The sequence below is a fragment of the Polaribacter sp. HA6-7 genome (assembly GCF_055693625.1).
In genome coordinates this window covers 3038773-3062896 of record NZ_CM146338.1, presented here as the reverse complement: position 1 = coordinate 3062896, position 24124 = coordinate 3038773, and the positions used below count along the sequence as shown (strand labels likewise).

Annotated in this window: 24 protein-coding genes and 4 pseudogenes; 7 read left to right on the top strand and 21 right to left on the bottom strand. The window is 29.7% G+C overall.

The features are described 5' to 3' along the window. Positions 1-88 precede the first annotated feature (88 nt). From ACZ1HD_RS17100 to metG, 3 genes and pseudogenes are all read right to left on the bottom strand, one after another. Complete coding sequence (locus ACZ1HD_RS17100) at positions 89-646, bottom strand: hypothetical protein (RefSeq protein ID WP_472688144.1); 558 nt, start codon at positions 644-646, stop codon at positions 89-91. Positions 647-707: 61 nt separating this feature from the next. Next, the gene (locus ACZ1HD_RS17095; protein WP_472688143.1) at positions 708-956 is read right to left on the bottom strand and encodes a hypothetical protein; all 249 of its coding nucleotides are present in this window, start codon (positions 954-956) and stop codon (positions 708-710) included. A gap of 405 nt (positions 957-1361) precedes the next feature. Beyond that, a pseudogene (metG, locus tag ACZ1HD_RS17090) lies at positions 1362-3415 on the bottom strand (methionine--tRNA ligase). A 94-nt stretch (positions 3416-3509) separates the two neighbouring features. Here metG and ACZ1HD_RS17085 point away from each other — a divergent pair. Together ACZ1HD_RS17085 and ACZ1HD_RS17080 are read left to right on the top strand one after the other, a co-directional pair. Beyond that, positions 3510-4546: pseudogene (locus tag ACZ1HD_RS17085) on the top strand (S66 peptidase family protein). A gap of 2 nt (positions 4547-4548) precedes the next feature. Then, complete coding sequence (locus ACZ1HD_RS17080; protein WP_472688142.1) at positions 4549-4908, top strand: YraN family protein; 360 nt, start codon at positions 4549-4551, stop codon at positions 4906-4908. Here the strand turns inward: ACZ1HD_RS17080 and ACZ1HD_RS17075 are convergent. Together ACZ1HD_RS17075 and ACZ1HD_RS17070 are read right to left on the bottom strand one after the other, a co-directional pair. Further along, on the bottom strand, positions 4897-5163 hold the full coding sequence (locus tag ACZ1HD_RS17075) for a thioredoxin-like domain-containing protein (RefSeq protein ID WP_472688141.1): 267 nt from the start codon (positions 5161-5163) through the stop codon (positions 4897-4899). The genes ACZ1HD_RS17080 and ACZ1HD_RS17075 overlap by 12 nt on opposite strands. Before the next feature lie 14 nt (positions 5164-5177). Continuing rightward, complete coding sequence (locus tag ACZ1HD_RS17070) at positions 5178-6266, bottom strand: hypothetical protein (protein ID WP_472688140.1); 1089 nt, start codon at positions 6264-6266, stop codon at positions 5178-5180. Between the two features lie 104 nt (positions 6267-6370). Here ACZ1HD_RS17070 and ACZ1HD_RS17065 point away from each other — a divergent pair, with 104 nt between their 5' ends. Continuing rightward, entirely contained in the window at positions 6371-7165 is a 795-nt protein-coding gene (locus tag ACZ1HD_RS17065) for an SDR family oxidoreductase (RefSeq protein ID WP_472688139.1), read from the top strand. Here the strand turns inward: ACZ1HD_RS17065 and ACZ1HD_RS17060 are convergent. Beyond that, positions 7162-7521 carry a hypothetical protein gene (locus ACZ1HD_RS17060; RefSeq protein WP_472688138.1) on the bottom strand — a complete coding sequence of 120 codons (360 nt, stop codon included), beginning with the start codon at positions 7519-7521 and terminating at the stop codon, positions 7162-7164. The two genes, ACZ1HD_RS17065 and ACZ1HD_RS17060, sit on opposite strands and share 4 nt — an antisense overlap. Positions 7522-7601: 80 nt before the next feature. Between ACZ1HD_RS17060 and ACZ1HD_RS17055 the strand changes: the two genes are divergently transcribed. Both ACZ1HD_RS17055 and ACZ1HD_RS17050 read left to right on the top strand, forming a co-directional pair. Beyond that, entirely contained in the window at positions 7602-8117 is a 516-nt protein-coding gene (locus tag ACZ1HD_RS17055) for a CvpA family protein (protein ID WP_077810544.1), read from the top strand. A gap of 42 nt (positions 8118-8159) precedes the next feature. Next, the gene (locus ACZ1HD_RS17050) at positions 8160-8540 is read left to right on the top strand and encodes a hypothetical protein (protein ID WP_472688137.1); all 381 of its coding nucleotides are present in this window, start codon (positions 8160-8162) and stop codon (positions 8538-8540) included. Positions 8541-8591: 51 nt separating this feature from the next. Here ACZ1HD_RS17050 and ACZ1HD_RS17045 read toward each other — a convergent pair whose 3' ends face one another. The 15 genes and pseudogenes from ACZ1HD_RS17045 to ACZ1HD_RS16975 form a co-directional block, all read right to left on the bottom strand. Next, positions 8592-9221, bottom strand: coding sequence for a carbonic anhydrase family protein (locus tag ACZ1HD_RS17045; RefSeq protein WP_079737669.1), 630 nt, complete (start codon positions 9219-9221; stop codon positions 8592-8594). A gap of 12 nt (positions 9222-9233) precedes the next feature. Beyond that, a pseudogene (locus tag ACZ1HD_RS17040) lies at positions 9234-11098 on the bottom strand (SulP family inorganic anion transporter). A 58-nt stretch (positions 11099-11156) separates the two neighbouring features. Beyond that, positions 11157-11777 (bottom strand): hypothetical protein, encoded by a 621-nt coding sequence (locus ACZ1HD_RS17035; protein WP_472688136.1) that lies wholly within the window; start codon positions 11775-11777, stop codon positions 11157-11159. 176 nt (positions 11778-11953) lie between these two features. Next, entirely contained in the window at positions 11954-13537 is a 1584-nt protein-coding gene (locus ACZ1HD_RS17030) for a SulP family inorganic anion transporter (protein WP_079737666.1), read from the bottom strand. 414 nt (positions 13538-13951) lie between these two features. Then, positions 13952-14341, bottom strand: coding sequence for an SH3 domain-containing protein (locus ACZ1HD_RS17025; protein ID WP_472688135.1), 390 nt, complete (start codon positions 14339-14341; stop codon positions 13952-13954). Further along, complete coding sequence (locus ACZ1HD_RS17020; RefSeq protein ID WP_472688134.1) at positions 14314-14709, bottom strand: tetratricopeptide repeat protein; 396 nt, start codon at positions 14707-14709, stop codon at positions 14314-14316. The genes ACZ1HD_RS17025 and ACZ1HD_RS17020 overlap by 28 nt, the downstream gene beginning before the upstream one ends. Position 14710: 1 nt before the next feature. Further along, entirely contained in the window at positions 14711-14941 is a 231-nt protein-coding gene (locus tag ACZ1HD_RS17015) for a hypothetical protein (protein ID WP_472688133.1), read from the bottom strand. 8 nt (positions 14942-14949) lie between these two features. Next, the gene (locus ACZ1HD_RS17010) at positions 14950-15441 is read right to left on the bottom strand and encodes a BatD family protein (protein ID WP_472688132.1); all 492 of its coding nucleotides are present in this window, start codon (positions 15439-15441) and stop codon (positions 14950-14952) included. Positions 15442-15516: 75 nt separating this feature from the next. Beyond that, on the bottom strand, positions 15517-16482 hold the full coding sequence (locus ACZ1HD_RS17005) for a BatD family protein (protein WP_472688131.1): 966 nt from the start codon (positions 16480-16482) through the stop codon (positions 15517-15519). A gap of 74 nt (positions 16483-16556) precedes the next feature. Next, the gene (locus tag ACZ1HD_RS17000) at positions 16557-17324 is read right to left on the bottom strand and encodes a tetratricopeptide repeat protein (protein ID WP_472688130.1); all 768 of its coding nucleotides are present in this window, start codon (positions 17322-17324) and stop codon (positions 16557-16559) included. Between the two features lie 65 nt (positions 17325-17389). Further along, on the bottom strand, positions 17390-18439 hold the full coding sequence (locus ACZ1HD_RS16995) for a vWA domain-containing protein (protein WP_154066944.1): 1050 nt from the start codon (positions 18437-18439) through the stop codon (positions 17390-17392). Further along, a pseudogene (locus ACZ1HD_RS16990) lies at positions 18440-19446 on the bottom strand (vWA domain-containing protein). After that, a complete protein-coding gene (locus tag ACZ1HD_RS16985) occupies positions 19433-20350 on the bottom strand; it encodes a BatD family protein (protein WP_472689400.1) in 918 nt (305 codons plus the stop codon). The pseudogene ACZ1HD_RS16990 and the gene ACZ1HD_RS16985 overlap by 14 nt, the downstream one beginning before the upstream one ends. Positions 20351-20417: 67 nt before the next feature. Continuing rightward, on the bottom strand, positions 20418-21287 hold the full coding sequence (locus ACZ1HD_RS16980) for a DUF58 domain-containing protein (RefSeq protein ID WP_472688129.1): 870 nt from the start codon (positions 21285-21287) through the stop codon (positions 20418-20420). A 66-nt stretch (positions 21288-21353) separates the two neighbouring features. Beyond that, positions 21354-22343, bottom strand: a complete 990-nt coding sequence (locus ACZ1HD_RS16975; RefSeq protein WP_340932034.1) for an AAA family ATPase — start codon at positions 22341-22343, stop codon at positions 21354-21356. 148 nt (positions 22344-22491) lie between these two features. Here ACZ1HD_RS16975 and ACZ1HD_RS16970 point away from each other — a divergent pair, with 148 nt between their 5' ends. Further along, positions 22492-23058 carry an RNA polymerase sigma factor gene (locus tag ACZ1HD_RS16970; protein ID WP_079737660.1) on the top strand — a complete coding sequence of 189 codons (567 nt, stop codon included), beginning with the start codon at positions 22492-22494 and terminating at the stop codon, positions 23056-23058. A gap of 67 nt (positions 23059-23125) precedes the next feature. Continuing rightward, complete coding sequence (locus ACZ1HD_RS16965) at positions 23126-24115, top strand: FecR family protein (protein WP_340932036.1); 990 nt, start codon at positions 23126-23128, stop codon at positions 24113-24115. Positions 24116-24124 lie beyond the last annotated feature (9 nt).

Genomic DNA, 24124 nt, shown 5'->3' with positions numbered 1-24124 from the left:
ATCCACCGTTTTGTAGGTATCCTTTTATGTAAGGTTTAATTAAAATATTAGAGATAATATTAGAATTTTTATTGTACGATTTTGTGTTTTACGGCAATATCGAAATACTAACGTTGTTAAAATCTTTAAAGCCATTTTTAAAGTTGAAACTAAAGTTGTGTAGGGTGTCTTTAGAATTGTTTACAGAAGCATTTTCGATTGTATTAATATTAATATTTTTGTAATTAAAAAATAATCTTTCTGCAATGGGGTTGTTTTGCTCATCAAATAGTGTAAAAATAGTAACACCTGATTTTAAGTTTTTTAGCGCAATTTTTTTACTGATAACATTTTCTTTGTCAAACTGTATTTCAATTTTGGTTAATTTCGCTCTGTTTTGATAAGCAAGTGTATAGGTTTTTCCTTTTAAGAATGGCAAAGTACCTTTGTTTGTAACACAAGAAATTATAACTTCGTTTTCATTGCTATTAAGCTGTATTATAATTCCGTTATTTTTTGAGTTAGTACCAAAATTGGTAATAAAATTTTTGGCATTTTCTAATTGAACTTTATACGTTTTATTTTTAATTGGTTTCATAGAAAAACGCCCAATGCCTAGTTCGTTTAATTTAAAAGAAGTGATAAAGTTGTTTTGTTGATCAAGCACACTCCCTTTTAAATTAGAAATACCGTAACCTAAACTATCTTTGGCAACAACGCCTAGCGTATTAATAACACCAGTAAGTAGATGGCCACTTTACTGGTAAAATTTGAAGATCTATTTTATCGCTTTTTTTAGTTTTAGCAACAACTTTTGTTTCTTGAGGATCAATAACGTCAAAGGAATCTGTAAAAAAGCTTTCCTTAGAGAAGTTAAGCATCCAATTTGTGTATGCCTTAAAAGTGTAGGTTCCAGTTTTAAAGTCTTTATCTACATCAAAGACACCGTTGGCAATACCATTTTCTACTTTTAGCAATTGTTTTTTAACAAGTTTTTTATTGCTATCATAAATTAGGCAGTACAAATTAGAAGTACTTTCAGAGAGATTATTTTTGTATTTATCAAAACTATAAGCCGTAAAGCCAATATTTTCTCCTTTGATGTATATAGATTTGTTTAAGTGTGCATAGACTACTTCTTTAAAGTGTGAACTATTGTTTAAAAAAAGAGAGTCTATCGATTGTTTTTTTGGGCTTGCAGGTTAAGGTTGATGCTTGCTACTGTAAACAATAGGCAGCAAATTTTAATAAGGTAGTGTTTTTTCATAGCATATTTTTTTATAAATATATCAAAAATTATGCCGAATATTTAGAATGTTTCTAATGCTTTAAATAAAAAAAGCCGCTAAAAAGCGACTTTTTAGTTAATTTATTGTATTTATTTAACTCACTTGTTGTCCGTTTTTCACGGCCTTTTCAGGTTCAACAAAAGCTAGTTTTCCTTCTGGTGTGTCTGTCATTAAAATCATTCCTTGGCTTTCTACTCCTCTAATTTTTCTAGGAGCTAAGTTTACTAATACAGAAACTTGTTGACCAATAATATCTTCCGGAGAAAAACTTTCTGCAATACCGAAACGATAGTTCTTGTGTCTATACCAACATCAACTTTAAGTTTTAAAAGTTTTTTAGTTTTTGCAACTTTTTCTGCTTCTAAAATGGTACCAATTCGAATATCTAATTTTGTAAAATCATCAAACTCTATGGTTTCCTTTTGCGGTTCTACAACTTTATTTTCTTGTTCGTTGGCAATTTTTGTTGCTTCTAGCTTTGCTACTTGAGCTTCAATTGTTTTGTCTTCAATTTTAGAAAACAATAACTCTGCTTTGTTTATTTGATGTTCGGCAGGTAATAAAACATCTTTTGCTGTAATATCTTCCCAAGAAAGGTTTAAATCAAGATTTAAAATACCTTTTAATTTTGTTGATGTAAAAGGTAAAAATGGTTCTGAAACAACTGCTAAAGCTGCAGAAATTTGCAATGCCACATACATAATTGTTTGCACGCGTTCTGCATCAACCTTTATAACTTTCCATGGCTCTTCATCGGCTAAATACTTGTTTCCAAGTCTTGCTAAGTTCATTAATTCTTGACTAGCTTCTCTAAACCTATATCTTTCTATAGATTTGCCAATAATATTAGGAAACTCTTTTACAGCAGCTAAAACATCTTCGTCAACTTCTGTATAATTCCCTGCAAGTGGCACTTGCCCTTGGTAATATTTATTAGTTAAAACAACAACTCTGTTTATAAAGTTACCAAATATGGCAACTAATTCGCTATTATTTTTAGCCTGAAAATCTTTCCAAGTAAAATCATTGTCTTTACTTTCTGGCGCGTTTGCCGTTAATGTATAACGTAAAACATCTTGTTGATCTGGAAATTCTTCTAAATATTCGTGTAACCAAACTGCCCAATTTTTAGACGTCGATAATTTATTTCCTTCTAAATTTAAAAATTCATTTGCTGGTACGTTGTCCGGTAAAATGAAATCTCCGTGTGCTTTTAACATACTCGGAAAAATAATACAGTGAAAAACAATATTATCTTTACCAATAAAGTGCACCAACTTGGTGTCGTCTTTTTTCCAATAATCTTCCCAGTTTTTGCCTTCTCTTGCGGCCCATTCTTTGGTAGAAGAAATATAACCAATGGGTGCGTCGAACCAAACGTATAAGACTTTACCATCTGCACCTTCTACAGGTACCGGAATTCCCCAATCTAAATCTCTAGTTACTGCTCTTGGTCTTAAACCATCGTCTACCCAACTTTTTACTTGACCATAAACATTAGGTTTCCAATCTTTTTTATGTCCTTTTAAGATCCATTCACGTAAAAATTCTTCGTGCTTATCTAAAGGTAAAAACCAGTGTTTTGTTTCTTTTAAAGAAGGCATATTACCAGTTATTGCAGATTTAGGATTGATTAAATCTGTTGCGTTATGAGATGTACCACAATTTTCACATTGATCACCATAACTTTCTTCGAAACCACATTTTGGGCAAGTACCAATTACAAACCTATCTGCTAAAAATTGGTTTGCTTCTGCGTCATATAATTGTTCAGAAACTTCTTCTACAAAATCTCCGTTTTCATACAATTTTGTAAAAAATTCTGATGCAGTTTTATGATGAGTTTCTGATGAAGTTCTAGAATAATTATCAAAAGAAATACCAAAATCTGCAAAAGATTTTTTAATAATACCGTGGTATTTATCGATAATATCTTGCGGAGAAACACCTTCTTTTTTTGCTCTCATTGGTATTGCAACACCATGTTCATCAGAACCACAGATGTATGCAACATCTTTACCAGTTAAACGTAAATAACGTGCGTAAATATCTGCTGGCACGTAAACACCTGCTAAATGCCCAATATGAATAGGACCATTAGTATAAGGTAAAGCTGCTGTAATTGTATATCTTTTTGGAGCACTCATGTGTTCTTTGTGTTAATTTTAGAAGTGCAAAAGTACAAAAAACACGGTTTTAAAAGTCAACGAAAATAGATACATTTACATTCGCTAGTTATTTATGCTATTAAATGCTAAAAAAAGATTCATTTTGAAGAAAACACAAGTACTTATTACAATTTTATTAGTTGTTTTTTCAACTATAAATGCACAAGAAAAAAGCAATAATTTAGTTACACCACCATATTTAAAACAAGGAGATACGATTGCAATTGTTGCGCCTGCAGGAATTTTAAGAGGAAGAAAAGCAACAGTAGATAAAGCTAAAAAATTAGCAGAAAGTTGGGGTTTAAAAGTGGTTTTGGGTAAAAATATGTTCAACCAAAACAACCATTTTGCAGGAACTGATAATGAGCGTTGTCAAGATTTTCAAGATGCATTAGATAATCCAAATATTAAAGCAATTTGGGCTGCTAGAGGTGGTTATGGTTCTGTTAGAATTTTAGATAAATTAGATTTTAATAAATTCAAAAAAATCCGAAGTGGATAATTGGTTATTCTGATATTACTGCGTTTCATAATCATATTCATAATTTAGGCGTAGAAACGATACACGGAATGATGGCAACAAGTCTAGAAGAAAAGCCGGAAGAAATTATAGAAACAATTGCTAGTTTTAAAAAAGCACTTTTTGGTGAAGATGTAAAGTATGTGTTTGCTGATAATGAGTTGAATAGAAAAAATAGATTAAATATTTCTGAATTAAAAGGACAATTAATTGGTGGAAACTTAGCAATATTAGCATCTATGTTAGGTTCTAAAAGTCAATTAAATACAGAAGGAATAATACTTTTTATTGAAGAAATTGGCGAGTATAAATATTCTATTGATAGAATGTTGCAAAGCTTAAAAAGAGCAGGTTATTTTAGAAAAGTAAAAGCTGTAATAGTAGGAGATATGTCTTTAATAAAAAAGAATTCTACAAAATGGGGAAGTTCTATAGAACAGCTAATTTTAGATGTGATACCACAAGATATACCTGTTGTATTTGATTTTCCTGCGGGTCACGAAGCCGACAATCGAGCATTAATTTTTGGTAGAAATGTAACTTTAGAAGTAGATATGGAGAATTGTTTGTTAGATTTTTCTAAAAATTAAAAATGGCTGCACACAATGAACTTGGCGAAAAAGGAGAAAAAATAGCAATAGATTTTTTATTAGAAAAAGGGTATACTATTTTAGAGAAAAATTACCGCTATTTAAAAGCAGAAGTAGACATCATAGCCAAAATAGAAAACACATTGGCTGTAATAGAAGTTAAAACGCGCTCTACAGATTATTTTGGTAATCCAGAAGAGTTTGTAAACCCTAAAAAGATTAAATTACTTCTTTCTGCAATAGATTATTACGTTACAGAAAACGACTTAGATGTAGATGTAAGATTTGATATTATTGCAATTGTACAGCAACATAAATCAACAAAAATTAAGCACTTAGAAGATGCTTTTCTACATTTCTAAATTGTTTAAATAAGCTTTTAATTTTTCTAAATCTTGGGGTTTTGCTATAATTTTCTTATTACTATCTAACACAAAATAAGTTGGTGTAGAATTAATGTTGTATGTTCTAGCAATCTTGTTTTCCCATTTGTTTAGACCTAAAACATGATGCCAATTTGGTAGTGTGGTTTTCATGTTATTCCAACCAAATTCATCATTTTCTAGAGAAAAAGCGACTGCTTTTAATTCGTTTTTATTTGCCAAAAATTTATGCAATTGTGGTATTTCTCTTAAACAATGAGAACAACTAGTACTCCGAATATTAAAACATAATTTTTAGCATCATTTAAAGTAGATAATTTATAGTTTTTGCCGTTTTCTTTCCAAGAAAAATCGGGTGCAATTCTACCAACTTCAGACGCTAATAAAGATAGTTTTTCGTTTTTATATTTTTCATTTTGTAAAGATTTAGGCAATTTGTTGTAGTAATTGTCAAAAAGATAATCTACCATTTCTAAATTTTTACTTTGCTCAAATTGATTGATCAAAAGCTCTATAACGTTTTTTCTAAACACCACTTCTTTTACCTTTGTAAAAACCTTACTTACAGCATTTTTGTAAAGTATTTGTTGTTGTTCTAAATCTTCTGAGTAATTAATGTAAAAGATGTAGTCGGATATTCTGTCAATTAAAAAAGAAGAATTTATTAATGTTTTGCTAGAAAAATCCATATTATCAAAAAAAGTAGCATTTATATTTTGCATATACTCTTTTGCATTGGTTTTTATTTCTGATGGATTTGATCTAGAAGTTGCCTTAATAAAAGGCTGAACGTACATTCCGTTTGAACTCTCTAAATATTTTTGTTGTATCGCATTAATTGTTGCTAAAGTAGTTTTGTAATTCGTTTTTAAATCTACTTCCGGGTTTCTTAAAGCTGTAATTTGTAAAGAATCTAGTTTTTGTTGTGCAACAGAAACTTCGCTTAAGTAGTTTTTGTAAATAATATTTTCATCAGAATTAGAAAATAAAGTAGTTTGCTCAGGATAATCTGGGTGAAAAGTAAAGCTTACAGTTTCTTTGTTGAAGATAAAATCTACAAAACCTGGTGCTTCTGTTCTATAGGTAATTCTATAAGATCCAATTTTGGCATCTGCTGGTAAATCAAACTGAAAAGTACCGATAGTTTGCTTCTTACCTTCAATAGCAATAGTGTCTTTTTTTATTGTTGTATTGGTAACAAATTTTTGTTTTGCGCCTTCTATTCTATATAAAATTGCCCAATCTGTTTTTATATCATTAGTTAAAGTACCATTAATACTAAATTGTGCTTGTGCAAATGATGATATTAAAAATATTAAAACAAGTACTTTTTTCATTTTTTTCTTCGGATTTTATTTCTCGAAATACTATTTTCAAGAAGTGTACCAAAAATACTATTTCTCTAACAAATTAGGTATATTGTAAACCAAAATTTAACAATATGTCTTTTTCTAATAAAGTAGTTTGGGTAACTGGTGCATCTTCTGGTATTGGTAAAGCTTTAGCAATAGAACTCTCTAAGCAAAATGCAAAACTTATTATATCTTCTAGAAATTTAGAGGCATTAAATTTGGTTAAGCAAGTATGTGAAAATGCTAATAATATTAAAATCTTAGCATTAGATTTAGAAGATTATATAAGTTTAGAAGAAAAAGCTACTGAAGCTATAGCTGCTTTTGGACGTGTAGATGTACTAATAAATAATGGCGGAATTAGTCAACGCTCTTTAGTAGAAGAAACAGAAATTACTGTTGATAAAAGAATTATGGATATCAATTACTTGGGCACAGTTGCCTTAACAAAAGCTATTTTACCTCATTTTTTAGAAAATAAGAATGGTCATTTTGCGGTAACTACAAGTATTGTTGGTAAAATAGGAACACCATTAAGATCTAGTTACGCTGCAAGTAAACATGCTTTACATGGTTTTTTTGATAGTTTTCGAGCAGAAGTTCATCAGAAAAATTTAAAAGTAACTCTAATTTGTCCTGGATTTATAAATACAAATGTTTCTAAAAACGCTTTAACCGGTAGCGGTAAACCACAGGGAATTATGGATGCAGCTACTGGTAACGGCATGTCTGCAGAACTTTGTGCAAAACGAATGCTAAAGGCTATAAATAAAAATAAAGAAGAAGTTTATATTGCTGGTTTTAAAGAAAAATTAGGCGTTTATGTAAAAAGATTTATACCAAGATTATTTTCTGTTTTAGTTAGAAAAATGAGTGTAACTTAATCTTCTAAATATTTTAAATTATCAAAATAATTTACAATTGCCTCTTTCATTAAAACTGTTTGTTCACCTGGTTTTAAGTTTGGTAATTCTGTAATTATTTTATAATGAGGCCAGCTATCATCATCAAAATAATCAAATTCATAATAACCATAAGGTTCTAAAAGTTTACAAATAGCAATATGCATTAAGTTTACTTTTTCACCTTTTTTAAAGCTAGTTTGCCCAGTACCCAATTCTTGTACGCCAATTAAATAGATAATTCCATCCATATTTAACTCATCACCATCAGCAAATTGTTTAGTAAGTTTATCTACTAACAAATTCCATTTTTCTTTAAGGTTTACTACTTTTTCCATGCTTAAAATTTAAGACTACAAAGATACAATGCCCATTTTTAATTTTTAAAAAAAGGTGTAGGTTTGAAGAAATTAATTTAATGAATGTTTTTGATATAGTTATTGCAGCATTGCTACTGTTTGGTTTTGTAAGAGGTGTAATGAAAGGGCTTTTTGTAGAAATAGCGTCTTTAGTTGCTTTAATTGGTGGTGTTTATGGCGCAATACATTTTTCGTTTTTTGTAGGTGATTTCTTAAAAAAATCCGTATCTTGGAGCAAAGAATACATTTCTTTAGCAGCTTTTGCTGCAACTTTTATTATAATTATAGTAACTATAGCCTTAATTGGTAAATTGCTAACTAAATTGGCAGATTTTGCATCTTTAGGTATTATAAATAAAATTTTAGGAGGCGTTTTTGGCGCATTAAAAATAGGTTTAATCTTAAGTGTAGTTTTTATTTTCTTCGGAAAAATGAATGATACTATTCCATTTATTGAAAAAGAAACTTTAGAAAATTCAATTTTATACACTCCTGTAAAGAAAATTGCCCCTACAATATTTCCTTCCATCATTAAAGATGAAAAAGAGGAAAAAACCCCTGTTATAAACATTTAATTAAACTATTTTTTTGTAGTTTTATATTTATAATAATTAGCCATGAAAAAATTATACTTTTTAATCGCGTTTGCAGGAGCTGTAGTTTTAAGTTCTTCAAAATTAGCTGATTGCAATATTTTAAAAAATAACGCATTCAAGTATAAAGTTGGTAGTAAAGATGTTTTAGTTCAGTTTGGTGAAGATGAATATATCGAATATCACGAAAACAAAAAATATTTTATAAAATCTGATATCGAATGGTTAACAGAATGTGAATATAAATTAATTATTCAAGAATCTACTTTACCTAATTTCCCTTTTAAAACAGGTACCACGATGCGTATTAAAATAGATAGAGTAAAAGGAAAGAAAGTATATTATACGGCAAAACTAGGTGGTAGAAGTTGGGAGTGGCGAATGACTAAAGTAAATAAAAAATAAAAAAAATCCAGCTTTTTTAAAAGCTGGATTTTTTTTGAAATCTAATGTAATTTATAACATAGTAACTTTACCTGTTTCTAAAGAGTAAATACCTCCTAATATTTTAATTTCACCATTTTCTTCCATATCTTTTAAAATAGGACTTTTTTCTCTAATTCTTTCTACCGTTAAAAGTACATTGTTCTCTACCGTTTTAGCTACAAACTCCGGGTTGCTTGAGTTTGCTTCACCTTCAACTTCTTCTGATGATTTTTTTACAGCTGGCATAATATTGTTTAACATTGCAGTTATGTTACCAAGCTCTACACCATCACAAGCTGCTTTTACAGCACCACAACTTTGGTGTCCTAAAACTAATACAACTTTACTTCCAGCGACTGCACAAGAATATTCTAAACTTCCTAAAATGTCTGTATTTTCGAAGTTTCCTGCCACTCTTGAAACAAAAATGTCTCCAATTGTTTGATCAAAAACTTGTTCTACAGGTACTCTAGAATCTATACAAGATAATACAACAGCTTTTGGATATTGACCACCCACAGTTTCTTTTACCAAAGATTTGTAATCTACAGCTTCTAAAGAGTTGTTCATAAACCTTTTGTTTCCGTCTAAAAGATTGTTTAAAACATCATCTGGTGTTAATGCATCTTGTGCTACTTTATTTATTGCTAATTTTCTCATTTTTTTAATTTTTTAAAATTCGTCTTTAATATTTTCTTTAACCCATAAAACACAAGTATCAAAGTTTTTAAAAATGTGTTCTAAAGGAATAAAATCGGGTATGATGTCTATTCTTTCCATCATATATCTTGGTTGCTCTAATAAATCTACAAACAAGACTTCTATATTTCTTTTCTTTAAATCTAACAGCATATCTTCCATCGCATATAAACCAGATTGGTCTAAATATTGCATTTTGCCTAAACGCATAATAACGGTTTTGGCAGTTTCTGGTATTTGTTGCGACAATGCTTGAAACTCGCTAGTAGAACCAAAAAACAAAGGTCCTTTTAGGTGTTTGATAAATACTTCTTCTTTTAAATTTTCTCGGAAAATTAATCTCATCAGACCAAACTTCTTCTTTTAAAGATTTTACGTCGGATCTTTTTGCAGTTAAATCTCCAATTTTTTTCATGAACATTAAAGAGGCGATTACCAAACCAATTCCTACGGCATAAACCAAGTTCCGGAAAGTAGATAGTAGTAAAACCACCATCATAATTAATACTTCAGAACTCAATTTTATCGGACCTATTTTTATGTCCTTTGGTAAGTGTGGTATTGCCTTTAAACCTTTATAGTCCATCACACCAATTCCTACAGTAATTAAAATTCCGGCTAATACTCCTGCAGGTATTTTAGAAGCTATAGGTCCTAAACCTAGCATAATTACAAGTAACATAATACCTGCAATCATACCGTAAATTTTCGTTTTTCCACCGGCATTAATATTTACTACAGTTCTAATTGTTGCACCAGCACCCGGAATTCCACCAAAAATAGCAGCAATAGTGTTACCAATACCTTGCCCAACAAGTTCTTTATTGGGTTTGTGTTTGGTTTTTGTCATGTTATCTGCTACAACACTTGTTAACAAAGAATCTATAGCACCTAATAATGATAAGGTAAGCGCTGTAAATATGTAAGGTGTTACGTTGGTTAAACTAAAATCTGTAAAGATTTCCCATTTCGGAATTGGAATTCCGCTTGGTATTTCTTGAATAGTTCTATAATCTAAATTAAAACCAACCGCTATACCAGACATTACAATTAAAGCAACAAGTGTACTTGGTATTTTTAATGTAATTCTCTTAAAACCATATATAATTACAATGGTTCCTAAAGCCAACAACAACTCTAACAAATTGATGTTTTTTAGTGCTCTTGGTAAAACTTTTAAAGCACCTAATGCACCGAAGCTTCTTTTGCTGCCAATGTTTTAGACTCTCTAGTAACATCTTCTAAACTGATATTTTGCGCATTATTAATAGTTTCTTTAAAATTATCTAAAACTAATGTGCCTTCACCAACTTGTTCTTTTAAAATGTTTTCTAAAATTATTTCTTGAGCTTCGGGTTTAAAGGTATTTACAAACTCTACATCTTCCTTTGGATAATAACCAACAGAAGGAAGTATTTGAGTAAGTAAAATAATAACCCCAATTGCTGTCATAAAACCGAGATACAACAGGATAGGGTATGTACCTAATGTATTTACCCAAACCTACAACACCTAAAATAATTTGAAACAAACCAGCTAAAATAAACACCGTTAAAATAGCGGGCATTGCCTTTGTAATATCACCATCGTTTGCCGCAATAATACCAGCAATAACTACCATACTTACGGCTGTCATTGGAGCTGTTGGACCGAGATATTTGTGTATTTGTACCACCAAATAAAGCAGCAAAAAAACTAATAAAAATTGCACCATACAATCCTGCACTTGGTCCTAAACCAGATGAAACTCCAAAAGCTAAAGCTAAAGGTAGTGCAACAATACCAGCTGTAATTCCGCCAAAAAGATCTCCTTTTATGTTAGAAAATATGTTTTTCATTGGTTTATTCTTTTAAATTCTATATTTATCAATTCGTTTAAACTTTACTTTCTCGCGGTTATATTTTATTAGTAATTAGCAGAGAACAGTTTAAGTTTTTAGCAATTGAACTTATTTTAGAATTAATTTCTAGCGTTTTATTTTTGTTTCTATTTAAAAACAACAATTGCAAAGATGAATTACTTACGTAGTTATTTACACTTGCAATTATATTTGATTTTTGGGTTAACACAACTTTTTCGATGTTGCTAATTTTACTGTTTAAAGAATCTGAAGTAGCGCTTGTTTGCAAAAGTTTTATCGGTTTTTTAGAAAATGCAACCAATTGTTCTTTAATACGATTGTTTTCTAAATCAATAGTATCAATAAAACCAATATCTAGTTTGTCATTTGCTGCAAGGGTTTTGTCTTCCGAAGAAATCATAATAGTGCCATCAAATTCTTTTAAGATAAACGCTGTTAATTTATCTCCAAGAAAAGACATTGTTTTGGATTTACTTTTACCAAGTACAATTACACTTGGCTTAACTGCAGCTATTTGTTTGCTAACATTTTCTTTTAAATTACCAAATGCAACGTTATGTTTAATATGAACATCATCATCATCTATAGCTACTTTATTAATAATAGTTTTTAGGCTATTGTCTGTAGCTATAAATGTTTGATTTATAGATCGCATTGCAGATAACTGACTCTCTTTTGAAACAACTTCTGTTGCTTTTTTTACACAAAAAGAGATACATCAGCATTTATAATTCTTGCTAAATTAGTTGCATTGGTAACAATTGCTTCTGTAGCAGAATTTAAATCTGATAGTACAAGAATTTTATGTTTTTCTGACATGGATCTAATGTTTTAGGCTGTTTTTTTAGGTCTTAAATTAAAAAACTCAATATAACTTGGTGGGTTTTCTACAATTCCTCTTTCAGAAATTAATTGTATATCGATATTTCTTTCTTTAGCTTTAAAAGCAAAATCTTCTAAAATTTCGATAATATCATTATCTAAATACCTTGTTTTACGAACATCAATTTCTAAGTACGTATTTTCTGGTAAGCTATCTAACTCTTTTAAAATTGCTCCTTTGTTAAAAAACGTAACTTCTTCTGCTAGTGTCATTTTAATTCTGTTTTTACCATTGCTTTTATCTTCAATGTGTAAAAAGTGAGAATTTTGAAAACTTTTGATTAAAATTACAACAATACCTACAGCTAAACCTAAAGCAATACCTACAAGTAAATCTGTAAATACAATACCTACTACAGTTACTGTAAATGGTAACCATTGTTTCCATCCTAACTTAACCATTTCTTTAAAAACCGATGGTTTTGCTAGCTTGTAACCAACAATTAATAATACAGCAGCTAATACAGATAACGGAATTTTATTTAATAAAGTAGGAATTAAAAGTACCGAGATTAATAATAAAAAACCATGAATAATTGCAGATAACTTTGTTCTACCACCAGATTGTATGTTTGCAGAACTTCTAACAATTACTTGTGTAATTGGTAAACCACCAATTAGACCAGATACAATATTACCAGTACCTTGCGCTAATAACTCTCTGTTTGTTGGTGTTACATTTTTATGAGGATCTAATTTATCTGTAGCTTCTACACATAATAAGGTTTCTAAACTTGCCACTAAAGCAATAGTAAAACCTGTAACCCAAACCTGCGGATTAGAAAGTGCACTAAAATTAGGAAAACTAAACTGTCCTAAGAAAGAATCGATACTATCCGGTACAGGTACACTTACTAAATGTTCTGAATTGATTCCGTATTTAGAGTTTTCACTAGTTACAAAATAATAAACAATACCAGCAACTACTGCTACTAATGGGCCTTGAATAATTTGAAAAAACTTACCTTTTTTAGATAAAACATTGCTCCAAAGTATTAAAATAGCCAATCCAATAATACCAATAATTGTAGAACCTAAACTAATGTTATTTATAGAATTTATAATTTCTGAAAATGTATTTTGACCATCTACTTGAAAGAATGCAAAGTCACCTTCTGGATCTGCATCATAGCCAAAAAAGTGTGGTATTTGTTTTAGTATAATGATAATACCAATACCAGTTAACATACCTTTAATTACTGATGAAGGAAAATAATAACCAATAATTCCTGCCTTTAAAAAACCAAAAATTAACTGAATTACACCACCTAAAACTACAGCAACTAAAAAGTTTTCATAACCTCCTAAAGTTCCTATGGCAGTTAAAACAATTGCAGCTAAACCTGCAGCCGGACCACTTACCCCGATTTTAGAACCACTTAAACCACCTACAATAATACCACCAATAATACCAGCAATTAAACCAGAAAATAAAGGAGCACCACTTGCCAATGCAATACCTAAACATAATGGTAATGCTACGAAAAACACAACTATACTAGCAGGAATATCGTTTTTAATATATTTAAACATATATAAATATTTTATTCTTTACTCTTTTTAGAATAAAGTTTTTAATTAAATTTAATAATAGATTTTTACTTGTACTTCGAGAAATTAAAGTACAAATTCGGTGGTTGGGTAATAATTTTTGGATAAGGAGAAACGTAACTTTTAGAAGTAAATTGTACGATTCTTTTTTCTGAATTTTAGTAAAAGAAATACTTGAGTTTGAATTTACATTCACTTTTAATTCTTTTACCGGATTTTTCCAGCTATTTTCTTCCTCTTCTTCACTCAAGTTTAAGTAAATTGAAATATCTTGATTTTTGTCTACCAGTGTAATTATTGTTGGTGCAGATATTAGCCCCACAAATAGAAAGGTAAAAAAATGGCAATCTTAATTTTCAAATTATCTTAAATTTTGTTGTAAAGGTATAAGTTGGTTTAGTTATTATCTAACATTTTTATTTCATCAGAAATTATCCAACCTATCTTCCCGTCTGCTAATTTAATCTTTTTCCAATTATCTACCGCATCTAAAACAATTACTTTTGTACCCTCGTGTAAAGTAAAAACTTCTTCTGAGTTTAAAGTAGGTGCATTTCTAACTTCTGTTTTGGCTGCAAATACAATGGCTTTTTTTGTGTTTTTAGAAAAATTATATTGATTATAGGTAATGCTAATTGCTGCAACAAATAATATAAAACTAATAATAGCTAATGTAAAAAAGAATCTTTTTTTAGTTGGAGTATAAGCAAAATAGAACAATAAAAACAAGACTGCGCTTAACAACACAAATACAATTGTTACAACAGCCCATTCATTATAAGACAACTTTTGAAGGTAATTTGCATTAAATTTTTGTAAAAAGTTTTTGGTACTTCTTCGATATTATCTAAAGCTAAACGTTTTGCAAAAACCAGATTGTTTTTTACATCTTGGTTTAAAGGGTTTAATTGTAAGGCCTTTTCATAGTAAAATATTGAAGGCCCAACTTTATTAAGTTTATAATAAGAATTTCCTAAATTATAAAATAACTCATCAGAAATAGCATCTTGTTCTAATATTTGTTTATAACTTTCTATTGCTTTATCGTAGTTGCCGTTTCTATATAATTCGTTTGCAGAATTAAATAAGCTATCAATATTCTGTGCTGCTAAACTGTTTGCAATTAGCAACAATAAAAATAAAAATTTCTTCATCTTATAACTGTTTATCTAATTGAACAATAACTTCTTTTGCTCTTTCAAACTCTTCTTTCATTTCAGTAGCTGTAAATGGAGTGTATCTAGCAAAATCAGAACTTTTTAAAACATCAATAAATTTTAAAATAGCATCTTTATCTACACCTTTGTTTTCTAATATTTCTGTTATCTTTTCTTTACTAATATCAGAAGTTTCTATTCCTAATTTAGCTTTTAAGTAATTGTGCAAAGCCCTTTCTAAGGCTTCGTAAAAGCTTCTTTTTTACCTAACTGTTTTTTAGCTTCAGATAAATATTTTTTAACTAGTTTGTTTGCTTTTCTAGTTTTATTACCAATAACGTCGTTATTTCTTTCTTCTGCTTTTCTAGCTAAAAATAAAATAATTGGTATTGCTATAAATGGTAAAATTAAAAGAATATAGAACAAGGTAGACTTAAAAAAGTCTTTTTGTAGAGTTGTAATAAAATCTGTTTTTATTGCAATGTATCTAAAATTATTACCTGTTGTAACAACATTTTGTTTTCTTACAAGAGTTGTGTCTACAGTTACCAATTCTTTGCCTTCTAAAACATCTACAAATAAATCTTCTGTAGCAATAGTTTTGTATTTTTTCTCTTTCGGATTAAAGAAAGAAAACGAAATACTTGGTATTTTATATTTTCCTTTGTATTGAGGAACTAAAGTGTAATTATCTGCAATGTAACCGAGAAATTCCGTTAGCGCCAACACGTTTGCTTTCTTTGCGTTCTGGCTGATACATTTCTAATTCTGCCGGAGTTTCTACTTCGGGCAACTCAAATAAGTTTAAATTACCATTACCGAAACTTTTACTTTTACTTGGCTACTTTCGTTTGCTTTTAATACCTCTTTACTAAGCGCAACATCAAATTTAAACTGACCAACGGCGCCGTTAAAGTTAGCAGGTTTTCCTTCTAAAGGTAATGCTCTTGGGTTGATGATTTTTTTAGCAGAAGCAAATTCTCTTCTAACATTTTTTGTAATTGCGTTTCCAAAGAAATCTGTTCTGCCGTAAGGTACACCAATTACGATATCCATTTTCATGGGATCTATCGAAAGTTTACCTGTTTTTGTAGGAATTAATAAGGCTTTCTGAAGTACAATATATCTATAATTTTCACCATTGTATTTTCCCATTTTTACAGGAAAACCGTTAATTTTAATGTTCTGATTCCGTAAACCATTATATTTTGGTGCTTCGGTAACGTTTGTATCGTAAACGCTTACATTTTCACTTACATATAATCTGTATTCTACATAAACACCTTCGCCAACATAAGGTCTAGATTTAGAAATTTCTGCAACTAGGTGTATGTTTTGTTGTGCAATATAATTTGGGTCGTTAGGGTCTTTTGGAATTTCTACAGCATCTAAAACAATAATTTTTACAGGATCTGATTTTATTGTTTTTCCATTAAAAGTAACAGATGCGCTTCCTATAGAAAGTTCTCCTTTTCTTTTTGGCTGAATGATGTATGTATAAGATTGCGAAAATGTAACTTTTCTACCACTTGGTGTAGAACTGATACTTTGGCTAACAGATTGACTTGGCCCACCAACAATTTTAAAATTAGTAAAATTAGGAGGAGTAAAATTATCTCCGCCTTGTTTGTCAATAGAAAAAACAACTCTTAAACGCTGATTAACACCTAGTTTGTTTTTGCTGACTTTCGTTTTTAATGTTGCCTCTTGTGCAACAAAAGAAAAACTTAATAAGCAAATAATTATGGATATGTAAACTTTCGACTTCATCTTCTTTTTCTGTAAACGGCTAATTTACCAATCTTTTTCTTGTTTTACTTTTTTACCCTTTGCTTTTTTGGCATTCATTTTCTTTTGGGTTTTTTCTCTTCGTTATTTAAACTTTCTAGCAATTGTTTAACTTGCTGCGGAGTCATTTTACCCTGTTGTGGTTTTGGTTTTTGCTGATCTTTTTTATTGTCTTTTTTAGGATCTTGCTTTTTGTCTTTATCCTTGTCACCATCACCGTCTTTATTCTCGTCTTTTTTATCTTTGTCTTTTTGGTCTTTATTGTCCTCGTTCTTATCTTTATTCTTGTCGTCTTTATCTTTGTCCTTTTGGTCTTTTTTATCTTTATCCTTGTCTTTGTTTTTGTCGTCTTTATTGTCTTGCTTTTCTTTTTCTAAAAGCTTTTGAGCAACGGCTAAATTGTAACGAGTTTCATCATCTTTTGGATTATTTCTTAAAGAATTTTTAAAAGCATCTACAGCACCTTGGTAGTTTTTAGACTCCATCATGGCATTACCAATATTATGGTAAGCTTCTGCTCTTGTAAACTTGTTTGTTGCAGTTTTTGCTGTTAATTCGTATTGAGGAATTGCTTCTTTAAAATTTTTATTCTGATAAAAAGCATTGCCTAAATTATAAGTAGCTTTATCGTAATTAGAATTGTTGCCTAATGCTTTTTGATAAGCCACAGAAGCATCTGTAAATTGTTGTTTGTTATAAAGCTCGTTACCTTGACGTAACATTTTACGTGCAACTCTTTGTTGTGCTACAGTATCTTTTTGCGCTACTATTTCTTTTGTTGAAAATAGCATTAAAAAGACAACTACTATGTATGTAAATTTCATTATCTGTTTTGTTTTTTACTTCAAAATACTTGGTTATAATAAGTATTAATAGAAGCTGTGTTCTACTATTTTTTTAGATTCTTTTCTTCATTAAATAAATCTACTTTTCTTAGCCATTTTGTTTTCTTATCAAATAAGAATACATCTATCACTAGAAATAGCAAACCTAATGCCAAAAACCATTGAAACTGATCTTTATAATCAGAAAATTGCTTGGTTTCGAATTCGTTTTTTTCTGCATTGGCAATTATCTCTGCCATAGCATTTACAGGCTTCTCTGTGATATTACCATCAATATAAGCGCCATCAGCTACATCTGCAATTCCTTTTAAAACTTCTGGTTTACGTTTTGTAATTACAGTTTCGCCTTTATTGTCTTTTTTATAACCAATCATAGAGCCATTTAAACGCATTGGTATTGGTCCTCCTTTTTCTGTTCCAACACCAACAGTATAAATTTTTACACCTTCGTTGGCTAAGTTTTGTGCAACTTGTTTTGTTTCTTCTTGATGATCTTCACCATCAGAAAGAATAATTAAAAAACGATTTGTTTGATCGTCGTTATTATAATACGTTTTTGCTAGTTCTAAAGCGCCATTAATATCTGTACCTTGGCTAGAAACCATATCTGGATTGGCGTTTTGTAAAAACATATTTGCGGCACCATGATCTGTAGTTATGGGTAATAACGGATAAGAATTACCTGCATAAACAATAATACCAACTCTATCAGAACCTAATTTATCTATTGTTTTAGAGATAATTTGTTTTGCTTTTTCTAGTCTATTTGGTGCAATATCTTCTGCAAGCATACTTTTAGAAACATCTAAAGCAAAAACAATATCTACACCTTCTCTTTTTACAGTTTTTAGCTTTGTACCCATTTTAGGGTTTGTTAGAGAAATAATTAAAAAGCTAATTCCTAACAGTAGAAAAACTAATTTTAAAGTAGTTTTAAAAGCTGATGAATTTGGTGCTAATTTTTTTAACAAAAGAACATTAGAAAACTTGCGTTGTGTTCTTTTTTTCCACCAAAAAACCAACAAGAAAATAACAACCATTACCGGAATGATTGTAAGTAAATAAAAATAAATTGGTTCTTCTATTCTGTACATTTATATAAAACTCTTAAATAATGTGTTTCTTAAAATAAATTCTAAAACTAATAGGCCTAGACCTAAAAAGACAAAAATTCTAAATTTTTCTTGATAATTGTAATACTTAAACTCTTCTATTTTAGTTTTTTCTAGCTTGTCAATTTCATCATAAATCTCTTTTAAAGATTCATTATCTGTAGCTCTAAAATATTTCCCTTCTGTTTCTGCAGCAATTTCTTCTAAAAGTTTTTCGTCTATTGTTACTTGTTGTTTTCTAAAATTTAATTTACCTGTTCTAGGGTCTCTACTCCAAGGAAAATCTGCCATACCATTTGTACCTATACCAATAGTATACACTTTAATCTTTAATTCTTTTGCTAACTCTGTTGCTGTTCTCGGGTCGATATTACCAGAGTTATTTACACCATCTGTTAGTAAAATAATTACTTTACTTTTAGCTTTACTTTCTTTAAGCCTGTTAACTCCGAACCTAAACCCATTCCTATAGCAGTTCCGTTTTCTAATTGCCCCCATTTTAATTCAGAAATGGACCTTTTTACAATGCCTTTATCACTAGTTATAGGTGTTTTCGTAAAACTTTCACCTGCGTAAACAACAATACCAATTCTATCGTTTGGCCTTCTATCTATAAAATTTACAGCAACTTTTTTAAGTGCTTCTAGTCTGTTTGGTTTTAAATCTCTTGCAAGCATACTGGCAGAAATATCGATTGCCATTACAATATCGATTCCTTTATTTGTTTTTGTTTTTTTGCTAACAGAAACATTTCTTGGTCTTGCCAATGCTACAATAATTGCGGCTAAAGCTAGTAATCTTAAAACGTAAAGTATAGGTTTTAACTTTGCTAGAATAGATGTTTCTGCTTTAAAACCTTTTATACTTGGCATTGTTAAAACTGCTGTATCTTTTTTCGCATAAAAAAATGCCAAACAGCTAATAACGGAATTAATATTAATAGCCGAGAGAAACTCAATATTTAAAAATTCGAAATTACTCCAGTTCATCTTCTTGTGCTGTTATTTGTTTAGGTTTTAAATTTCCTATAATAAATTCTGCGTCTTTTCTATCGTCTTCTATCTCTATTGCTAATGGTTTCGATTTCGCAAATTTTACTAAATCTGCCTCACGTAGTAAATCTTTTAACTTGGCAATTGTTTCTTTAGAAGTTTCTATTGTATCAGACTTTTTAAAATCGTTAATCATTTCTAAAACTTCATCTGTGGTGTTTTCTAAAGCAGGTACATTTAATTCTCTTTCGATGTAACCTCTAACAATTTCTGTTAGTTCAGAATAATATTCTTTTACTTTATTGTTTTGCCACAATAGTTTTTCGTCTAATTCATTTAATTTAAAAATAGCTTCTTCGTAAGGAGGCAAAGTTCTGTAAGTTGGCACTTCTTCTTCCTCTTTTCTTTTTCTGATTACGAACCAATAAATCCAAAAACCAATAATTGCCAAAATAGCCAAAGCAATATAAATGTAGATTTTAAAATCGTCGAAAGTATATGGTTCTGCTTTTATAGCTTTAATTGGAAATTTCTTGACTTTTGTAGTATCTACAGTAATTGTAGCAACATTTACCAATAAAGAATCTGTTAAATAAGCTTGGTTTTTTACAAAGATTTGTTGTTGCGGAATGTAAAATGCACCGCTATCAAAACCTGTTAAAATGTACTTTCTAATCAAACTATTTTTAAGAGTATCTACTTTTGTAGAATCTACAATTTCTAAACCTTTTAATTTTATCTTCGGAATAATTACATTCTTTGTTTCATCTACAGAAATTTTTAATTGAAACTGTTCTCCAATTCTAATGTTGGTTGTATCAATTTCTGCTTTTACCATTGGGTTTTGTGCAAAACTTATGGTCGAAATAAGAAATAATATATAGAATATCTGTTTTTTCATCATTTTAGCTCTCGATACTAATTTGTTCATTCTTCTCAAAATTCACCCGAACTGATATTTTGTTAATTTACTTTCCTTTATGCTTAAAATATCCTAATAATTTTTTTACATAATTTTCGTCTACTCTAGTATTTACGGCACCTGCACCACTTCTTTTAAACATGTTTAAGTAATAATCTGTTAGTCTTAAAGCATTTGCTTTATAATTGGTTCTTACAGATTTTGATGCGGTATTTATAGTTAAAACGTTACCTGTTTCTGCATCTAACATTGGCACCATTCCTAGATTAGGAATTTCTTCATCGTGTTTGTCAAAAACTCGAATACCAGTTAAATCGTGCTTTTTTGCAGCTATTTTTAGTGTTTTTTCATAATCATCATCCATAAAATCTGATAACATAAAAACAATAGCTCTTTTTTTAAGCACACTAGATAAAAACTTTAATGCCGCTGCAATATTAGTTTTTTTACTTTTAGGTTGATACTCGATTAATTCTCTAATAATTCGTAAAACATGACTTTTTCCTTTTTTAGGTGGAATGAAGAGTTCTATATCATCAGAAAATAAAATTAAACCAACTTTATCGTTGTTTTGAGTTGCAGAAAATGCAAGTGTTGCTGCAATTTCTGTAACTGTGTCTTTTTTAAATTGTGTTGAAGTACCAAAAAGTTCTGACCCGGATACGTCTACTAAAAGCATCATGGTTAGTTCTCTTTCTTCTTCAAAAACTTTAATATACGGTTCGTTGTATCTTGCAGTTACATTCCAATCAATTGCTCTAACATCATCACCAAATTGATATTGGCGAACTTCAGAAAAAGTCATACCACGCCCTTTGAAAGAAGAATGGTATTCTCCGCCAAAAATATCATTAGACAAACGCTTTGTCTTAATTTCTATTTTACGAACTTTTTTAAGTATTTCTTTTGTATCCATTTTTTGCTTTTGGCTTTTAGTGAGTTAGCTTTTAGCGAAAGGCTAAAGGCAAATTGCTAATAGCTTCTATGGCACTTCTACTTCGTTAATAATAGAATTGATAATGTTTACAGATGTTACATTTTCTGCTTCTGCTTCATAAGTAATACCAATTCTGTGACGTAAAACATCTTTTACAACAGCTCTAACGTCTTCTGGTATTACATAACCTCTTCGTTTTATAAAAGCATAACATTTAGCTGCTTTGGCTAAATTGATGCTTCCACGAGGTGATGCACCAAAATTTATTAAATCTTTTAATTGTGGTAAGTTGTATTTTTCTGGATAACGTGTCGCAAAAATGATGTCTAGAATGTATTTTTCTATTTTTTCATCCATATAAACTTCATTAGCAACTTCTCTTGCTTTAATAATTTGGTCTACAGAAATTACCGGATTTACTTTTGCGAATCCGCCAGTTAAATTTTGACGCATAATTACTTGCTCGTCTTGTAACTTAGGATAATCTATTACAACTTTTAGCATAAATCTATCTACCTGTGCTTCTGGTAATGGGTAAGTACCTTCTTGTTCTACAGGGTTTTGAGTTGCCATTACTAAGAAAGGTTCGTCTAATTTAAAAGTTGTGTCGCCAATGGTGATTTGACGTTCTTGCATTGCTTCTAGTAGCGCAGATTGTACTTTTGCTGGTGCTCTGTTAATCTCATCTGCTAAAACAAAGTTTGCAAAAATTGGTCCTTTTTTAATTGCAAAGTCGTTTTCTTTCATGTTGTAAATCATGGTTCCAACAACATCTGCAGGTAGTAAATCTGGTGTAAATTGTACTCTACTAAAACTACCTTGTACCGCTTTAGATAGCGTGTTAATTGCTAGGGTTTTTGCCAAACCAGGCACACCTTCTAGTAAAATATGACCATTACCAAGTAAACCAATTAGCAAACTTTCTATCATTTGCTTTTGACCTACAATAACTTTGTTCATCTCTAAAGTAAGAATGTCTATAAAAGCACTTTCTCTCTCAATTTTTTCATTAATAGCTCTTACATCTATATCCATTGTATTTTATATTAGGCGTTATATATCTCGTAATAATCTTATAGTAACAAAACTACAATTTTAACATATTTGTTTTTGTTAAAAGTAGGTTAAAGATGATTGATATATTTTTGTTATTTTTAAAAATTATTAGCCCTTAAAAATATAAATGGAAAAATTAACAGACAAATATTTATGGAAATCTTTAAAAGAAGGTGATTTAAAAGCGTTTTCTGTTCTTTTTGAAACTTATTATTCTAATTTACATAGTTACGGTTTAAAAATATGTAAAGATGAAGCGCTAACAGAAGATACTTTGCAAGACTTTTTTATGTACGTTTATGAACATAGAGAAAATTTAAGCGATTTAGATACAATTGCACCTTACCTTTTTACATCTTACAAACGATTTTTATTAAAAGTAATTAAGAAAAATGAAAAAGTAAAACCAACAGATTTTTCAAATGAAAATTTTGTAGACATTCAATTTACGGCAGAGGAGTTGATAACAAACCAAGAAGTTGAAAGCTTTAAAAATAAAAACTTAACACAGCTTTTAAATAAATTACCAAAAAGACAAAAAGAGGCAGTTTACTTAAAATATTACAGCGGTTTAAAAGCGAAAGAAATTTCTGAAATAATGGGTATTAACTACCAAAGTGTCGTAAATACTTTACATAAAGCAATTAAAAACTTAAAGGAAGAAATTTCGATTATTAAATTATTTAAGTTTTAGTAAAAAATAAGGGTATAAAAAAGCAATAAATACCTTATACAAATAGATTCTATACATTTAATAGATAATGAGTAAGAAAAATTACGATAGCATAAACGATTTTTTAGATGATAATTCATTTAAAAATTGGGTTTTTCAAAACAACGGAACCGATGTGGGTTTTTGGGATTTTTGGATAGCTAATAATCCTGATAAACAAGATTTAGTTAATGAAGCTAAAGATCTTGTTATTGGTGTTTCTTTTAATAAAAAACAAGTTGGTAAAGAAAAAGTTGCTTTCGAATGGCAAAAATTAGAAGCTAAAATTAAAGCAAAACAAAAACAACCAAAAAGAAAATTAAGACATTTACATAAATATGGTGCAGTTGCATCAATTCTTCTATTGGTGGTTTTAAGTGTGTATTTTATCAATAGAAATACTAGAATTACGCACAAAACAAATTACGGAGAAATTTTAACGATTAAACTTAAAGATGGTAGTGATGTTACACTAAACTCTAATTCTAGTTTATCGTATTATAAAAATGAAAGTAGAAAAGTTTGGTTAAAAGGTGAAGCCTTTTTTCAGGTTGATAAAAAAATAGCAACCAATGCTAAGTTTTGGGTGTTAACAGATGATTTGTCTGTAGAAGTCTACGGAACATCTTTTAATGTAAGTACAAAAAGAAAGAAAACAGATGTGTTTTTAGAAGAAGGAAATATTTGGCTAAAACTTAAAAACGGTCAAGATAAAAAGATGATTCCGGGGAACTATATTTCGTATTCATCAGAAAAAAATAAAGTATTAGAAGATAAAAACATTTTTAATGCTAGAATAAAAACTTCATGGAAAAACGGTTCTTTATTGTTCGATAACTTATCTTTAGAAGATGCAATGGAAAAAATAAAAGAATCTTACGGGTTTTCTATAATTTTTAAAGATGAAGAGAGCAAAAAATTATCAATTACAGGTGCTGTACCAATTACCAACATAGATATTTGTTTACAAGCTATAGAAAAATCTGTAAATGTAGCAATTGTTAAAGAAGACAACTCTTTAGTAATTAGCAAAAAATAAGTGTAATTT

What these genes read in the sequence shown, in the direction of transcription:
- ACZ1HD_RS17080 (WP_472688142.1), top strand. Translation starts at nt 4,549, where the DNA reads ATGGCTGCACACAATGAACTTGGCGAAAAAGGAGAAAAAATAGCAATA.
- ACZ1HD_RS17070 (WP_472688140.1), bottom strand. Translation starts at nt 6,266, where the DNA reads ATGAAAAAAGTACTTGTTTTAATATTTTTAATATCATCATTTGCACAA.
- ACZ1HD_RS17065 (WP_472688139.1), top strand. Translation starts at nt 6,371, where the DNA reads ATGTCTTTTTCTAATAAAGTAGTTTGGGTAACTGGTGCATCTTCTGGT.
- ACZ1HD_RS17060 (WP_472688138.1), bottom strand. Translation starts at nt 7,521, where the DNA reads ATGGAAAAAGTAGTAAACCTTAAAGAAAAATGGAATTTGTTAGTAGAT.
- ACZ1HD_RS17055 (WP_077810544.1), top strand. Translation starts at nt 7,602, where the DNA reads ATGAATGTTTTTGATATAGTTATTGCAGCATTGCTACTGTTTGGTTTT.
- ACZ1HD_RS17050 (WP_472688137.1), top strand. Translation starts at nt 8,160, where the DNA reads ATGAAAAAATTATACTTTTTAATCGCGTTTGCAGGAGCTGTAGTTTTA.
- ACZ1HD_RS17045 (WP_079737669.1), bottom strand. Translation starts at nt 9,221, where the DNA reads ATGAGAAAATTAGCAATAAATAAAGTAGCACAAGATGCATTAACACCA.
- ACZ1HD_RS17035 (WP_472688136.1), bottom strand. Translation starts at nt 11,777, where the DNA reads ATGCGATCTATAAATCAAACATTTATAGCTACAGACAATAGCCTAAAA.
- ACZ1HD_RS17030 (WP_079737666.1), bottom strand. Translation starts at nt 13,537, where the DNA reads ATGTTTAAATATATTAAAAACGATATTCCTGCTAGTATAGTTGTGTTT.
- ACZ1HD_RS17020 (WP_472688134.1), bottom strand. Translation starts at nt 14,709, where the DNA reads ATGAAGAAATTTTTATTTTTATTGTTGCTAATTGCAAACAGTTTAGCA.
- ACZ1HD_RS17005 (WP_472688131.1), bottom strand. Translation starts at nt 16,482, where the DNA reads ATGAAGTCGAAAGTTTACATATCCATAATTATTTGCTTATTAAGTTTT.
- ACZ1HD_RS17000 (WP_472688130.1), bottom strand. Translation starts at nt 17,324, where the DNA reads ATGAAATTTACATACATAGTAGTTGTCTTTTTAATGCTATTTTCAACA.
- ACZ1HD_RS16995 (WP_154066944.1), bottom strand. Translation starts at nt 18,439, where the DNA reads ATGTACAGAATAGAAGAACCAATTTATTTTTATTTACTTACAATCATT.
- ACZ1HD_RS16985 (WP_472689400.1), bottom strand. Translation starts at nt 20,350, where the DNA reads ATGAAAAAACAGATATTCTATATATTATTTCTTATTTCGACCATAAGT.
- ACZ1HD_RS16980 (WP_472688129.1), bottom strand. Translation starts at nt 21,287, where the DNA reads ATGGATACAAAAGAAATACTTAAAAAAGTTCGTAAAATAGAAATTAAG.
- ACZ1HD_RS16975 (WP_340932034.1), bottom strand. Translation starts at nt 22,343, where the DNA reads ATGGATATAGATGTAAGAGCTATTAATGAAAAAATTGAGAGAGAAAGT.
- ACZ1HD_RS16970 (WP_079737660.1), top strand. Translation starts at nt 22,492, where the DNA reads ATGGAAAAATTAACAGACAAATATTTATGGAAATCTTTAAAAGAAGGT.
- ACZ1HD_RS16965 (WP_340932036.1), top strand. Translation starts at nt 23,126, where the DNA reads ATGAGTAAGAAAAATTACGATAGCATAAACGATTTTTTAGATGATAAT.